This window comes from Anabaena sp. UHCC 0451 (assembly GCF_034931405.1).
Lineage (GTDB): Bacteria > Cyanobacteriota > Cyanobacteriia > Cyanobacteriales > Nostocaceae > RDYJ01.
Genome location: NZ_JAYGHA010000001.1, coordinates 1 through 15,194 on the forward strand (window position 1 = coordinate 1; position 15,194 = coordinate 15,194).

Consider the following 15,194-nt stretch of genomic DNA (forward strand, 5'->3'; position numbering starts at 1 on the left):
GAATTATGGTCAGATGATTGGCTAGATGCAGTAATACAGATTTTACCTGAAGATTTTATTAAGCTAGAAAATATTATCAATTCAGCCTGGTTAGCTCTTTAGATAAAATCCATGTCTTTGGAAAATTAGGAAAGAGCGATCGCTTTTTGGGGATGTGAGGGGCGATAGCGAAGCGCTGCTGCAAGCAGTTCGCTTTTTGAGGATGTGGGAGGATGAGCGATCGCTTTTGGAAATGTGAGAGGGCGATCGCTGTTTAGGGTATGTGGAAGGTGCGATCGCTTTTTGGGGTGGGAGGGCGATCGCTGTTTGGGGATATGCGATCGCTTTTTGGGATGGGGGAGGGTGATCGCTTTTGTGGGATGTGGAGGGGCGATAACGTACCTGCAAAAGCACTCAGTCCTCCGTAGGAATCGCTTTTTCGTCCATGTTGGTGTGGGCTTTTCCCATTTTCTTCGATTCAGATTAGAATGAAGATAATATTCAGATTCAGTATTCAACACTTCTTGTAAGAGAATTACTAATCATGACTAAACTAGAAATAAATCAATTCCAGTCCAATCTGACTAAATATCTTGACTTGGTAATCAAAGGAGAGAAAATTACTATTACAAAAAACGATCAACCAGTAGCAGAAATTTCCCCAATTCAACGCCCCTTAAAACGAGGTAGTGCTAAAGGAAAAGTTTGGATATCATCAGATTTTAACGAACCTCTTGAAGATTTTCAGGATTATTATATGTAATGCAATTATTATTGGATACCCAAATAATTATTTGGTTTGTTAACGATGATCCACAATTAAAGGATCATTTAAAAGATTTAATCGAAGACCAAAACAATACCATTGATTTAAGTATTGCTAGTTTATGGGAAATGTCTATTAAATATAACTTAGGAAAACTAAAATTTGAGAGTTCATATCAAGAGTTTGTTGAGTTAGAAATTATCCAAAGTTGTCTCAATTTACTTGACATCAAAGTAAACCACTTTTATGTTCATTCTCATTTGCCATTATATCATAAAGACCCCTTTGATCGGCTCATTATTGCTCAATCCATAGCCGAAAATATTCCTCTCATCTCCGTTGATTCTATTTTTTCGCAGTATCCTGTAACAATAATCAACTAACTATTGCGATAGCGAAGCACGACCGAGTAATCGCTTTTTGGGGATGTAGGAGGGCGTAGCGAAGCGCACCGAAGGTATCGCTTTTTGGGATGTGAGAGGGCGTAGCGAAGCGCACCGAAGGTATCGCTTTGGGGATGTGGGAGGTGCGATCGCTGTTACAATTAAAGAGATTTTGGAGGGTATGAAGCGATGATAGTTACAGCAATTAGACCCGTAACAATCGAAGAGTTTTTGCAATTACCAGAAACAGAACCTGCTTCCGAATTTATTAATGGACAGATCATACAAAAACCGATGCCTCAAGGGGAACAGAGTCAACTTCAGATTGACCTCTGCGAAACAATTAATCAAATTGCCAAACCTCAAAAAATCGCCAAAGCCTTTCCCAAACTACGCTGTGTTTTTGGTGGATTAGCGATCGTTCCCGATATAGCTGTATTTCGTTGGGAGCGAATTCCTCGATTGTCGTCAGGACGGATTGCCAATCGTTTTGAAATTTATCCCGATTGGGCAATTGAAATTCTCTCGCCCGATCAAAAATATAAACAAGTCCTAGCCAAACTATTACACTGTGCCGAGTATGGGACGGAATTGGGATGGTTGCTAGATGCTGAAGATGAAAGCATTTTAGTTGTAGACAGCGATCGCCGAGTGAGGGAATTTAAAAATAGTGATCGTCTCCCTGTTCTTACAGGGATTTCATTAGAGCTAAACGTTCAAGAAGTCTTTAGCTGGTTGATTTTTTGACAGGATCGCTTTTATGGAATGTGAGGGAGTGCGATAGCGTTCGCGGTAGCGTCTCGTTCGCATAGCGTTCCGAAGGAATAGAGATAGCGCGACCTAGTAATCGCTTTTGGGGATGTGAGGGGCGATAGCGAAGCGCTGCTGCAAGCAGTTCGCTTTTGTGGGATATGGGAGAGCGATCACTTTTGGGGATGTGGGGGGCGATAGCGAAGCGCTGCTGCAAAAAGTTCGCTTTTTAGAATGAGAAGGGAAGGGGCGATCGCTTTTTGTGAATGTGGCGTGCGATAGCGAAGCGCTCCGTAGGAATCGCTGTTTGGGAGGATATGGAAATGCGTTCCCCCTGTGGGGATATGCGATCGCTTGTAATAATGTTAGAATTACTGCGTCTAAAATTTAATTATATGTATGGAATTTGAATGGGATACACAAAAAGCAAAATCTAATTTATCTAAACACAACGTTTCATTTGAAGAAGCTCAAACAGTTTTCGATGATCCACTCTATGTTGATTTTTATGATCCGGATCATTCTGAAGACGAACATCGTTATATTATTATAGGAGAATCATCAAGAAGTCGGATTTTGTTGGTTTCTTATACAGAAAGAGGGAATATAATTAGAATTATTAGTGCTAGAAAAGTAACAAAACAAGAATTAAAAGCTTATCAAGAGGGTTAAAAAAATGGAAGATGAACTTAGAGATGAATATGATTTAAAAAGTTTAAAAATTAGAAAAATGGGAGCTAAACGTACAAGTTTTGGCAATACAATCATTAAATTAGATTCAGATGTTGCCGAATTGTTTCCTAATTCTGAATCTGTTAATGAAGCTTTACGATTTTTGATTAGAATTACTAGAGAAAATAAAGCTACATTTTAATTGTTCGCTTTTTAGGGATGTGGGAGTGCGATAGCGTTTGCGGTAGCGTCTCGTTCGCATAGCGTTCCGAAGGAATAGAGATAGCGCTCCGTAGGAATCGCTTTTGGGATGTGGGAAGGCGATCGCGAAGCACTCCGTAGGAATCGCTTTTTTGGGAATTTTTGAGAGTGCTGAGGTGTAGCCCGTCGTAGATATCGCACCAATCAGTAAAATGGGTATGTCCGTAATTAAAACCTTATGCCTAGTACAGCTGATTTTCTCCAATACACCCAATGGTCAGGAATTGCTACCCTAGCATTCGCAGTCTTGACAATTTTGGCTTTCATCCTCAAATGGGGCTTTCGTTTCCGGTTGGTGGGGTCAACAGGCTTTATGATCGTGCTGACAGCTGGGCTATTTTCCCTGTCTTTAGTACCTCTGAGTCGGACTGTGATTCCCGGTGCTGTGAAATATACCTTAGTTTTTGATAACGGTTCTAACCAAGCAGTAATTGCCACTAACCACCAAATTACCCCTACAGAATTAGAAGCAACTTTGCGCCAAGCTGCTAGTAACCTTTATTCTTATGGACGCTTAGGTGCAGGGGGAAATAACGAACTGACAATTCGCGCCCGTACCATTATCCACCCAGAACCAGGAATATCCGCACCAGTTTACTTGGGTGAGGTAAAACGAACTTTAGTAACTCGTGAAGATCCGCAAATGGCAGTAGAAGTTTACTTAGACAAATTCGCTCAATTACCACAGCCAAAAGCTTAACAGTGTGGGGAGATGGGGAGATGGGGAGATGGGGAGATGGGGAGAATAATCTATTTCCTGTTAAGAGTTCCCTATTCCCTTCCCCAAATGACATAATTTTTTTGTGACTTACAATACAATAAAGATTATTTTTAGATTAAAATGTTAAAACTTGAGAATTTTCACCATCAGCAATAAGCTGCTATAGATGTGGCAACAAGAACCCTGAATCATTAGTCTAATTTTATGAAGAAATATCAAGTTTTGACATACTAGATTTATTATGCCTAATCCATCTGCTACTCAAACTTTGTCTACTCAAACCGCTAGTTCATTATTAACACTGACAGTTGCACCCGCTAAAGTCGTCCGGGGTGCTGGTGTCTTGCATTCCATCCCAGAAGAAATTGCCCATTTGGGAACTCGTCCTTTAATTGTGGCAGGAAATCGCACTCTCAGTATTTGCCAAGAAAGTTTACAACCCATTTTCCTGGCGGAACATTTAGATACTGCCACAGTTTCCTATGGTGCAGATTGCTGTGAAACCAGTCTGAAAGCCTTACACAAAGCCGCTCAGGAACATAAAGCAGATGTGATTATTGGTGTGGGTGGTGGTAAGGCGCTAGATACAGCTAAGTTAGTCGCCCATCAATTGCAGTTACCAGTTGTCACAATTCCTACTTCTGCGGCTACCTGTGCAGCATGGACGGCTTTATCTAATGTATATTCAGAGTCAGGGGCGTTTTTGTATGATGTGGGCTTGTTGCGTTGTCCTGATTTGCTGATTTTGGATTATGATTTGATTAAGACTGCACCTCAACGGACTTTAGTGGCTGGTATTGGAGATGCGATCGCAAAATGGTATGAAGCATCCGTTAGTAGTGGTCATTTGCAAGATACATTAATTATTGCCGCAGTCCAACAAGCGCGAGTTTTACGAGATATCCTTTTCCAAAAATCTGCCGCTGCTTTACAATCTCCTGGAAGTGAAATTTGGCAAGAAGTTGTTGATGCCACAGTATTACTAGCTGGTGTCATTGGTGGATTAGGTGGCGCACAATGTCGTACTGTGGCCGCCCATGCTGTCCATAATGGGTTAACTCATATTTCTGGACATGGCAGCATTCATGGGGAAAAGGTCGCTTATGGTATTTTAGTACAACTGCGATTAGAAGAAATGCTCCAAGGTAATCAACTTGCAGATGCAGCTAGACAACAATTATTAAAGTTCTATGCAGAGATTGGACTACCACAACAATTAGCAGATTTGGGATTAGGTAATATCACTTTGACCCAGTTACAAACAGCCGCAGAAATTACCTTAGCACCAAATTCTGACATTCACCGCTTACCTTTTCCCGTAGCGTTAGAACAGTTAATGGCCGCAATGATTTCTACCACCGCACCACATCAATTAAAAGTTAAAAATTAAAAATTAAAAATGGGTGATTGGGAAAGAAGGGAACAGGGAACAGGGAATTAGTTTTTTCCTATCTCCCCACCTCCCCACCTCCCCACCTCCCCACCTCCCCACCTCCCCATCTCCCCAGTTCCCAGTCCCCAATCACCTATTCCGAGGTTATAGAATGAGTTTGAGTTGGATCACTCCCGCAGAACGTGTACAAAAATTGCCTCCTTATGTTTTTGCCCGTTTGGATGAACTGAAGGCAAAGGCCAGGGAACAAGGACTGGATTTAATTGATTTGGGGATGGGAAACCCCGATGGACCCACACCTCAACCGGTGGTAGAAGCAGCGATCGCCGCTTTGCAAAATCCCGCTAATCACGGTTATCCACCCTTTGAAGGTACTGCTAATTTCCGCAAAGCAATTACTAAATGGTACAATCGCCGTTATGGTGTGGTTTTAGATCCTGATAGCGAAGCTTTACCCCTGCTTGGTTCTAAGGAAGGTTTAGGACATTTAGCGATCGCCTACATCAATCCTGGTGATACGGTTTTAGTACCTTCACCCTCTTACCCTGTCCATTTTCGTGGTCCTATCATCGCTGGGGGAGTCATCCACAGTTTAATTCTCAAAGAAGAAAATAACTGGTTAATTGATTTAAATTCTATCCCTGAAGAAGTGGCTAGAAAAGCCAAAATTCTCTATTTCAATTATCCCAGTAATCCCACCGCAGCCACCGCACCCCGTGAGTTTTTTGAAGAAATTGTCGCTTTTGCGCGGAAGTATGAAATTCTCTTAGTTCATGATTTATGTTATGCCGAATTAGCTTTTGATGGTTATCAACCAACTAGCTTATTAGAAATTCCCGGTGCAAAAGATATCGGTGTGGAATTTCACACCCTATCTAAAACCTATAATATGGCAGGTTGGCGGGTTGGTTTTGTGGTGGGAAATCGTCATGTAATCCAAGGTTTACGAACATTAAAAACTAACCTTGATTATGGCATTTTCTCCGCTTTACAAACAGCAGCAGAAACCGCTTTAGAATTACCAGATTCTTATTTACATGAAGTCCAGCAACGCTACCGCACCCGTCGGGATTTTCTCATTGATGGTTTAGGGAAATTAGGTTGGAATATTCCCAAAACCGAAGCCACAATGTATCTTTGGGTCAAATGTCCTGTGGGAATTGGTTCTACAGATTTCGCTCTGAATGTACTGCAACAAACAGGTGTAGTTGTCACTCCTGGTAATGCTTTTGGCGCTGGTGGTGAAGGCTATGTGAGGTTTAGTTTAATAGCAGATTGCGATCGCTTGGGTGAAGCTTTACAAAGATTCAAAGAAGCAGGAATTTGTTATCAACAAGAAGCTGTAGTTACTGCATAATCACAGTAGGTTGGGCTAAAGATCCCCGACTTCTTTTTTAATTATGTTCATACATAAAAAATCTTGGTTAGAAGTCGGGGATCTAGAATTTAAGGATTTTTAGGATATGAGTTGAAATCACATCTTTCATATTTTCATAAATCACCTACCAAATATTTGCTTAATTGCAGATTCCATCGCCAAACGCCCATTTGCACTACGCCAAGGTGGAATTATAATTAGTGCTTTTATTGCTAACAATATTCCCCAGGCTTTATACCAAATTTTATCCCGTAACCAATAGGAATTAGCTATGGACATTATTAATATTCCTTTGGTTTCTACCGACTCTAATTCTGTCATCAATGACTTAGCTATATTCAGATAAAAGACAGATTTTTCCTGATTTTTTAAATATGAATAACATACAGATATATTCACAGCACAGACAGATTGATGTCCTTCAATATTTAGTTTCTGTAATATATTTAATGCTTGTTCAAAATAAAATAAAGCCTCTTGATATCGTTTTAATTGATAACAATAAATTACACCTAAATCATTTAATATATTAGCTTCTTCACATTTATTACCAATCTCCCGTGTAGCTATCAAAGCTGCTTGAGAATATTTCAGAGCTTGATCAGATTGTTTTAATATAACATAGCATTTCCCTATGTTTTCTAATATTGCAGCATGACGACGTTTATCATTATTTTTTTGACAAATAGCAAGTTGACGGAAAAGATATGTTAATGATTTATTGTACTGACCACGGTTAAAATATATTATAGTTATATGATCAATAGACAAACTTTCCAGTTCTTGATTATCCAGTTGATCAGCTATTACTAAAGCATCTTCTAAATAATGTAATCCTGTTTGTTGATCATGATATTTACCTTGATTTAGTCCTGAGAAATAAAACGCATATCCTAAATTTTGTAAAGCATAACCTTGTTGTTCCTTATCCTCAATTTCATTAGCAATATCTAATTGTTTCTGAAAATAGGCGATCGCTCCATCAAAATTATAATTAATATATTGTATATTTCCCAAACCATCTAAAGCAAATGCTTCTGCTTGGCGATTATTTATTAACCTAGCAAGATTAATTAATTCTTGATAGTAAATCAGAGACTGATTATAATCACTAAGATTATAAAAAGCTCTACCTAATCCATATAAACAAATAATATCTTGTTCATCATTTAATTTACCTAAAAGTTGTTGATATAATTCAATTTGTTCTCGATAGTAACCCCAAATCCGTAATTGTTCATGAAGTTCTTTAGAAGAATAACAAAAAGATAAAACCTGTCCAGCTTTTTGCCATTCTGCAACCTCACATAAATGATGGAAAACTTGCAAATAGCGATTTATTTTTTGCAAATTGTTCGCATTTTCTGGTGGTTCATCTTCCAAAGTGAGGAAATATTCAATAGCAGTATAATTATCAAGTTGATTCAAAGAAACAATCTCAAAATCAATTTCTAAAGATTGAAATAACTGGTTACTTTTAGTTAAATAGGACATGAAATAAACTATGGAAATAAAGTTTGACGATGTTCTAAAGCTACACTGCGAATTAAGTTATGTAATCCTAAAACACGATGATTTTCATGATTAATAGACGTTTCCACTAAAAACCGTGCCAATAAATCATCTAAAACTTCCTGTTGTTGTACCTTACTGTAAATCTGATCTTTTAGCCGTTTAATATAGCGATTTAGTTGTAGCAACCAAGCACTATCTTGGACAGGACAACGGTATGTTGCTGCTACACAAATCAATAAATAAGCATCAGTATTTTGATTTTTCAATCTCTGAAAAACTGCGTCTACTCTCCGCCGATAAACCTCAGATCGGATTTTCCGCGTTAATTTATGTAATTTCCAATCATCGTCTACACCTTCTAATTTTATCCCTGATTCTGCTGCTAATAAATGCTGTTCTACTAACTCAATTTCATCACCAACATTTTGCCAAAAAGCACTAGCATTACTACCAAAAGACTCGACAATTTCACCACTAACAACACGCAAAGTTAGAGGATGTCCTTTGTATATCTTGCCGATTCTGATTAAAATCTTCCTATCTTCCGAATCTAAACTAACATCTAAACCAGCTTTTGCAAACAAATCAATTTGTTCATCTTCTAGTAAACCATCCAAAATTTCCCGATGATAGGAATTAGGATAACGAGAAGCTAAAGTTTCGATTTTACTGGGTAAATCTTGAGAAGTAAGAATTAATCTACTTGCAGAAGATTCTATAGTTAAAAAACTCTCAAAAAACCTAGTCCACCATTCATCCTCAAAATCTCCCCAACCATCTTCACTTTCGGTTAATAATGCTTCTAAAGAATCAATTAAAATTAAAATACGTTCTTCTCGTAAATGGTTTATCAATTGTTTGAGGATGTTTTCCGTTTGGTTATCTTCAATTGAAATACCTAATTCTTCTAACCATCTAGTGGCAATATTAACAAAGTTTCTAGGACTATTATCACTATCAAAATTTACTCTTAAAATCTTATTAAATCTGCATTGAATATCATCTGCAATGCGTTCAGATAGGGCTGTTTTACCAATTCCTGTAATTCCTAATAATAGTAATAAACGACAACTTCCTTGAACTTTTTTTGTTAAAGAACTAACAAGATTTTTTCGGCCTACCCAACCATGATCATAAACAGGCCAATTTGTGATTTTTTCAGGTACAAGCTCAAAAATATTCTCCCAATTTTCCCGCCAGTTGGGAATATCTAAGACATCACAGTAAGTCTCAGCGGTGCTTCTAATTACACCATCACCATCATGAAATTTAGTGAAGGTTTGACGATGTTGATTTTTTTCAATTGCAAAACTACTAATTGATTCAAAGTTTTTTAATCCTTCTTTAACTAATCTATGTCCTATCGTGGTTAACCGATAAAGTTTTGGTTTATTTCTCGCCATGTCACACACTGGATTGCACTGAGAGAATAATACACGATTAGTCAACAACTATACAATCAAAAGCACAAACAACGCACAATTAGCTAGTGACTTGAGCGATCGCCAGATTTTATACTTTTGATATGAGCAGTAATAAAACACTCATATCAAATAAGAGTTTTCATCATGGCTGAAATTATTGTAAAGGTAATTAAGAACGAAACAGGTAAACCAGTCAAAGGTAAATATATATCAATTAGTGGGGCGACAAATGGAGCAAGAGTAATGACTAATGATTCTGGAATTGCCCAGTTTTCATCATCAAAAGTTGGATTTGAAGGCAAAATCTTCATGAATGGAACAACTATATTTCAAGGCGAAATTATGGCTTCTAATACTCTTTACATCTAATAATTAATAATCAAACTTAGCAACCTGATAATTAGCAAAAATATGGAGATAATCAAATGGTTAGTTTAGAACAAGATTATGCAAGGTTACAACATTATCTTGCTGAGGGTAGATATCAAGAAGCCGATAAAGAAACACTACGAGTCATGTTAGCAATTTTAAACCCTAATAATTTAAAATTTCCTAATTATACAGAGGGGATGAAAAATTTTACCTGTAAAGACTTGATAACTATTGATGATCTGTGGATAAAATATAGTAATGGTAAGTTTGGATTTTCTGCACAGAAGGAGATTTATGACGGTTTGGGAGGAAGGATAAAGTATTCTTCGGAAGACTTCTAGAAGTTCCAGGAGGCTGTAGGTTGGAGAAGCAGTGATGGAAAGACCCTAACAATGTTTTTTGATAAATTTGCACAGAAAGGACACCTTCCTACAATTGTTAACAGGGGAATGTTTGGACTTATTTTTCGCATCCAGACTTGTAAAGTTTAAAAGGATGTTTTAAAAGTTTTTGGCGAATATAATTCGCTACATAAGTTACTGGGGAATTTGATCAGAAGTAATGAAAGCTCTGATCAATATTATCAAAAATATGGTTATGGCGATCGCATTACTGTAATATAGTTTATATCAGTCTAAGAAATAATTCTTTTTCAATGAGTTCAATTAATTCCAGAATATTACGAGATTGACTAGGTTCTACATTATTTTCTTCAATTATATGGACATGATGGGGGAAATTAGGTAAATTTGGAAAATGCTGCACATTATCCCAACGTTTTCTTAATTTTTCCTTTTGTTCATCCATCCACTGATAACGATAACCAAGGATTACAAAATGTCCCTCAATAATAGTAAAGGACTCTGCTAGTTCAAAGAAATCATTATTAACTAAAGTTAATCTAGCACGAAAATAGCCACGATCTAATAAAATTTTCTCTTCCACAATGGCGATTTTAATAATGATGCAGCTAGTGGCTAATTTAATTTTTACTGTATTAATATAATCTTGTATTTCCATTATTTAAATAGAGATTAAATTTGAATATTATTTTGAGCATTTGTCCACATTTCATAAAATACACTCCATTCAAATAAATCTATTTCATCTCCTAACTTACCTGCTTTAAACTCTTTATAGAATTCACTAGAAGACATTTGATATTTTGTCTCAAAATTCTTTAACCGTTGTTCTAAATCTAAAATATCTTGTTGTATTGAATTTGCTAATAGAGAAGATGATTTAACATTATTAATTTTGCTTTCTAAAAGTTGTCTTTCTTCTGGAGATAAAGAGAGAATGATTTGAGTGATAGATTCAACTAATTGGGTATTCATAATGTAATTCTCCTTGGTCTGCAACTTCTATTTTCATTATATCTCATTTAGATACATAGCAAATTATCTGCGTTTATCTGCGTCCATCTGCGTTGAATTATTACTGCTTGTACTTCATAACATCGGGAAGTGCTGTATCATACCATGAAACGAACAAACAACGCACAATTAGCTAGTGACTTAAGTACATGGCGAACTTTATACTTTTGACAATACAGCTTGATATTTTAGATTTTCTCTCATCATCATTTCCAAAATTAAGGTAATACACATGAAAAATCTAGTCAAACTAACAACAGTAACTCTTTCTTTAGTCACAATAATAGGAATTACCAAAGAAGCACAAGCATCAACTTTATACAATGGTTGGAACTATACAATTGATTCTTTCAATGATTCTACATATAGGACATATTCTGGTAGTCCTACTAGCGTTGGTGGAGGGACATTTGAAATTTATGGTCTAGCAATGAAGGATGATGTTCAGGGTAACAAAGTCACCTTCGCTATTAATTCAAATTTAGCGAGAGATGGTGCAGTAGTTCCTGTTGCTAGTGGATATAGTCATATCGGTTGGGGTGATTTATTTATTCAGACTGCTTCGGGTTTATTAGGAATTAATTTTACTGATGCTAATGATTCTGCTGCTAGTTTAGGATTATATCAAGTCGCCGCCACAAAAAGTGTAGCTGTTGCTAATGACGGTTGGCCGACTAATAGTTCCTACACTAATTTTGTAGTTAGTAAAGGTGGAAATCCTAATTTGGGAGATTTAGCTCAACATCAATCACCTTTTGGAGATGCAACTCATAGTGTAATTGCAGCAGGACAATGGATTGGTAATGTTCTTCCTGCTGATTTAAGTGGGATAAATTTCGGACATTTTGGTGCTTTTGGTTCTCAAACTTTTGGATTTAGTATTGATCGTTCTTTCATACCTTCAGGAAATATTTTAGCTTGGATATTCCAAGAGTGTTTTAACGATGGAATGGCAATGGTAGCGAATATTTCTGAACCCCCAGAAGAACCACAAGATGTTCCTGAACCTTCTACTTTAATAGGAATGATTGCTTTAGCTGCAATGGGTGTATTCTCTACTAAAAATAAACAAAAGAATAAGCAGCTAGTAGTAAATGCTTAATTTCTTTTAATGATAGCTTTTCCAGATTTTTAATATTTTTAATATTTAGCGATCGCGGCTCTTGCCACTTTGACTTTGCGATCGCTTTTCTTTACAACTATCATAAATTCAAATTAAATATGATTACAACAATAAATTTACATATATATATGTAAATTGTAGATATAGAAACTCCTAAAAATGGATATATTTACTATAAAAAATCCCTAATCAATGCCATCAAAAATTAATCACCATACCCAAAAACATCAATCAAAAAATACTGTAAATCCTTAAATCCTGATTCTCACAAAAAAATCTGCGTTTATCTGCGTTTATCTGCGTTTTCTATTCTGTAAATCCTTAAATCCTGGATATCCTAATATTGCCTACTTACTTACGTGAACGCTATCAGACAAAAAAGCTATAATACGATACTAGCAACTTTGCTGCCTAATATTGTTATAAATAAATGATCCCTCCCACAACTACAACTCCTCACCTCATCGCTGAAGGTTTTCATGCCCTATCTGACCCGATTAGAATTAGAGTGATAGAATTGCTGCGTCAGCGTGAACTCTGTGTATGTGATTTATGTGATATTTTAGAAATAAATCAATCCAAACTATCATTTCATCTCAAAAATCTCAAAGAAGCAGGTTTAGTCAATTCCCGTCAAGAAGGACGCTGGATTTATTACAGTCTAAATTTGCCACAATTTCAGGTTTTAGAACAGTATTTAGCCGATATCCGCCGTAATCCCGTATTTTTACCCACTCGTTCTTGTTGTGACTAAGGAATACAGGGTGAAATCAATCTTACCAGTCTATCCATCAACTTTTTTTGATTAATTTTTGTATATAGTGTTATCCTCTTACTTGACACATCAATTTTTTTTGAAATGATGGTTACATACTTTATACATCAGCAAGAGAGGTCATGATGTTAGTGAAAACCACGAGGAATAAATTGGCTTTAGCATTTAGTGTATTAACATTGACGGCTAGTTGCACAACTACATCCGAAACATCAGTTGAAACTCAACAACCACCAAAGACGACACAAGTTGCTGGTTCAGCAGCCATAAAAGTCATTAAAGTTGATGGTTCTAGCACAGTATACCCAATTACACAGGCTATAGCTAAAGAATTTTCTACAATTAATAAAAATAATACCCAAGTCCAAGTGAATATTTCCGGGACTGGGGGAGGGTTTGACAAATTCTGTGCTGGTAAAACAGATATCAGTAATGCCTCTCGACCAATTTCTAAAGCAGAGATGGCAGAGTGTAGCAAAAATGATATAAGGTACATAGAATTACCCGTTGCTTTTGATGCCTTAACTATCGCGATACATCCCCAAAATGACTGGGCCAAAGATATTACAGTAGCAGAATTAAAAAAGATGTGGGAACCTGCTGCTGAAGGAAAAATTACAAAATGGAATCAAATACGTAGTTCTTGGCCAGATCGTCCCCTGAATTTATACGGGGCTGGTAAAAAATCTGGTACTTTTGACTACTTTACAGAAGCAATAGTTGGTAAAGAAAAATCCAGTCGCAACGACTACACAGCAAGCGAAGACGACGATATTTTAGTCGAAGGCATCAATAAAGATCCTAATGCGTTAGGTTATTTTGGCTACGCTTACTATGAAAAAAACAAAGATAAGTTAAAAGTTTTAGCTGTTAATAACGGTAAAGGGGCAATTTTACCATCACAAGAAACAGTCAAAAAATCTACATATCAACCACTTTCTCGACCTTTGTTTATCTATGTCAATCTTTGGTCTAGTCAAAACACAGGTGAAGTTTATAAATTTGTAGATTTCTATCTGCAAAAAGCAGCAACAATTGTTAACTCTGTAGGTTCTGTACCTTTACCAGATGAGGCTTACAAAATTGGTTATGTGCATTTACACGCTGGTAAAGCCGGAACAGTATTTGCTGGAAAAGCAGAATTTGATTTAACAATTGGACAATTATTGCGTAAACAAAAGGAATTTTAACATGAGAATGCGTGTAGGCATTAATGGCTTTGGCCGCATGGGACGGTTAGCACTTCGTGCTGCATGGGATTGGCCAGAAATAGAATTTGTACATATCAATGAAATCAAAGGTGGAGTAGAAGCAGCAGCCCATTTACTTAAATTTGATTCTGTACATGGACGCTGGACACCAAAAGTTGAAGTGGACGAAAACCTAGTTTCTATTGAAGGTAAATTCCTTAGCTTTAGCGAATATTCTCAACCCGGAGAAGTACCTTGGGAAAAATTCGGCGTTGATATGGTTTTAGAATGTTCTGGAAAGTTTAGAACCCCAGAAACCCTTAACCCTTATTTTCAAAGAGGTGTGCAGAAAGTAATTGTTGCTGCACCTGTAAAGGAAGGGGCTTTAAATATTGTCATGGGGGTAAATGATCACCTTTATGAATCGGATAAACATCATTTATTAACTGCTGCTTCTTGCACAACAAACTGTTTAGCACCAGTGATAAAAGTAATTCATGAAGGCTTAGGAATTAAGCATGGCATAATTACCACAATTCATGACAATACTAATACTCAAACTATCGTCGATGCACCGCATAAAGATTTGCGTCGGGCTAGGGCTACCAGTATGTCATTAATTCCTACTAGCACTGGTTCAGCAACAGCTATTGGTTTAATTTATCCAGAATTAAATGGTAAATTGAATGGGTTAGCGGTGCGTGTACCTTTGTTGAATGCTTCTTTAACAGATTGTGTATTTGAAGTGGTTCGTCCCACAACGGTAGACGAAATTAATGGTTTGTTGAAAGCAGCTTCTGAACAAGAACCATTAGAGGGAATTTTAGGTTATGAAGAACTTCCTTTAGTATCAATTGATTATAAAGATGATCCTCGTTCTGCAATTATTGATGCCCTTTCGACAATGGTTGTTGATGAAACTCAAGTGAAAATTTTGGCTTGGTATGACAATGAATGGGGTTATGCTAACCGGATGGTTGAATTAGCTAGAAAGGTGACTTTAAGTTTACAGAAATAATGGTTTTGAAGGGGTGGGTTTTCTGTCCTACCCTAGATAATTTTTTATCACGCAGAGTCGCCGAGTCGCAGAGAGACAAAGAAAATTAGAGATTTTAA

At 36.9% G+C, this 15,194-nt stretch carries 19 protein-coding genes; 14 read left to right on the plus strand and 5 right to left on the minus strand.

Going from position 1 to position 15,194, the window contains the following annotated elements; genetic code table 11:
* Positions 1-125: 125 nt before the first annotated feature.
* A complete protein-coding gene (locus tag VB694_RS00005) occupies positions 126-497 on the minus strand; it encodes a hypothetical protein (RefSeq protein WP_323358263.1) in 372 nt (123 codons plus the stop codon).
* A 26-nt stretch (positions 498-523) separates the two neighbouring features.
* On the opposite strand from VB694_RS00005, the gene VB694_RS00010 reads away from it, so the two are divergent.
* The 8 genes from VB694_RS00010 (at position 524) to VB694_RS00045 (ending at position 6,282) form a co-directional block, all read left to right on the plus strand.
* A complete protein-coding gene (locus tag VB694_RS00010; RefSeq protein ID WP_323358264.1) occupies positions 524-742 on the plus strand; it encodes a type II toxin-antitoxin system Phd/YefM family antitoxin in 219 nt (72 codons plus the stop codon).
* Positions 742-1,128 carry a type II toxin-antitoxin system VapC family toxin gene (locus VB694_RS00015; protein ID WP_323358265.1) on the plus strand — a complete coding sequence of 129 codons (387 nt, stop codon included), beginning with the start codon at positions 742-744 and terminating at the stop codon, positions 1,126-1,128. The genes VB694_RS00010 and VB694_RS00015 overlap by 1 nt, the downstream gene beginning before the upstream one ends.
* Before the next feature lie 189 nt (positions 1,129-1,317).
* On the plus strand, positions 1,318-1,875 hold the full coding sequence (locus tag VB694_RS00020; RefSeq protein WP_323358266.1) for a Uma2 family endonuclease: 558 nt from the start codon (positions 1,318-1,320) through the stop codon (positions 1,873-1,875).
* 402 nt (positions 1,876-2,277) lie between these two features.
* A complete protein-coding gene (locus tag VB694_RS00025) occupies positions 2,278-2,550 on the plus strand; it encodes a BrnT family toxin (RefSeq protein WP_323358267.1) in 273 nt (90 codons plus the stop codon).
* Between the two features lie 4 nt (positions 2,551-2,554).
* Positions 2,555-2,752: a hypothetical protein gene (locus VB694_RS00030; protein ID WP_323358268.1), complete on the plus strand. Its 198-nt coding sequence runs from the start codon at positions 2,555-2,557 to the stop codon at positions 2,750-2,752.
* Positions 2,753-2,989: 237 nt separating this feature from the next.
* The gene (locus VB694_RS00035; RefSeq protein WP_323358269.1) at positions 2,990-3,511 is read left to right on the plus strand and encodes a Ycf51 family protein; all 522 of its coding nucleotides are present in this window, start codon (positions 2,990-2,992) and stop codon (positions 3,509-3,511) included.
* Between the two features lie 262 nt (positions 3,512-3,773).
* On the plus strand, positions 3,774-4,922 hold the full coding sequence (locus VB694_RS00040; RefSeq protein WP_323358270.1) for an iron-containing alcohol dehydrogenase family protein: 1,149 nt from the start codon (positions 3,774-3,776) through the stop codon (positions 4,920-4,922).
* A gap of 154 nt (positions 4,923-5,076) precedes the next feature.
* Positions 5,077-6,282, plus strand: coding sequence for an aspartate aminotransferase (locus tag VB694_RS00045; RefSeq protein ID WP_323358271.1), 1,206 nt, complete (start codon positions 5,077-5,079; stop codon positions 6,280-6,282).
* A 141-nt stretch (positions 6,283-6,423) separates the two neighbouring features.
* Here VB694_RS00045 and VB694_RS00050 read toward each other — a convergent pair whose 3' ends face one another.
* Together VB694_RS00050 and VB694_RS00055 are read right to left on the minus strand one after the other, a co-directional pair.
* A complete protein-coding gene (locus VB694_RS00050; RefSeq protein WP_323358272.1) occupies positions 6,424-7,797 on the minus strand; it encodes a tetratricopeptide repeat protein in 1,374 nt (457 codons plus the stop codon).
* A gap of 8 nt (positions 7,798-7,805) precedes the next feature.
* Positions 7,806-9,221 (minus strand): ATP-binding protein, encoded by a 1,416-nt coding sequence (locus VB694_RS00055; protein ID WP_323358273.1) that lies wholly within the window; start codon positions 9,219-9,221, stop codon positions 7,806-7,808.
* A gap of 165 nt (positions 9,222-9,386) precedes the next feature.
* On the opposite strand from VB694_RS00055, the gene VB694_RS00060 reads away from it, so the two are divergent.
* Positions 9,387-9,611 carry a hypothetical protein gene (locus VB694_RS00060; protein WP_323358274.1) on the plus strand — a complete coding sequence of 75 codons (225 nt, stop codon included), beginning with the start codon at positions 9,387-9,389 and terminating at the stop codon, positions 9,609-9,611.
* Between the two features lie 56 nt (positions 9,612-9,667).
* Positions 9,668-9,955 (plus strand): GUN4 domain-containing protein, encoded by a 288-nt coding sequence (locus tag VB694_RS00065; protein WP_323358275.1) that lies wholly within the window; start codon positions 9,668-9,670, stop codon positions 9,953-9,955.
* Positions 9,956-10,238: 283 nt separating this feature from the next.
* Here the strand turns inward: VB694_RS00065 and VB694_RS00070 are convergent, their stop codons facing one another.
* Together VB694_RS00070 and VB694_RS00075 are read right to left on the minus strand one after the other, a co-directional pair.
* Positions 10,239-10,634 (minus strand): toxin-antitoxin system TumE family protein, encoded by a 396-nt coding sequence (locus VB694_RS00070; RefSeq protein WP_323358276.1) that lies wholly within the window; start codon positions 10,632-10,634, stop codon positions 10,239-10,241.
* Positions 10,635-10,648: 14 nt separating this feature from the next.
* Entirely contained in the window at positions 10,649-10,951 is a 303-nt protein-coding gene (locus tag VB694_RS00075) for a hypothetical protein (RefSeq protein ID WP_089090808.1), read from the minus strand.
* 271 nt (positions 10,952-11,222) lie between these two features.
* On the opposite strand from VB694_RS00075, the gene VB694_RS00080 reads away from it, so the two are divergent.
* From VB694_RS00080 to VB694_RS00095, 4 genes are all read left to right on the plus strand, one after another.
* A complete protein-coding gene (locus tag VB694_RS00080; protein WP_323358277.1) occupies positions 11,223-12,092 on the plus strand; it encodes a PEP-CTERM sorting domain-containing protein in 870 nt (289 codons plus the stop codon).
* A 451-nt stretch (positions 12,093-12,543) separates the two neighbouring features.
* The gene (locus VB694_RS00085) at positions 12,544-12,867 is read left to right on the plus strand and encodes a metalloregulator ArsR/SmtB family transcription factor (protein WP_323358278.1); all 324 of its coding nucleotides are present in this window, start codon (positions 12,544-12,546) and stop codon (positions 12,865-12,867) included.
* Between the two features lie 152 nt (positions 12,868-13,019).
* A complete protein-coding gene (locus VB694_RS00090; protein WP_416233458.1) occupies positions 13,020-14,078 on the plus strand; it encodes a PstS family phosphate ABC transporter substrate-binding protein in 1,059 nt (352 codons plus the stop codon).
* Between the two features lies 1 nt (position 14,079).
* A complete protein-coding gene (locus VB694_RS00095) occupies positions 14,080-15,096 on the plus strand; it encodes an ArsJ-associated glyceraldehyde-3-phosphate dehydrogenase (protein WP_323358279.1) in 1,017 nt (338 codons plus the stop codon).
* The last annotated feature ends 98 nt before the right edge of the window (positions 15,097-15,194 follow it).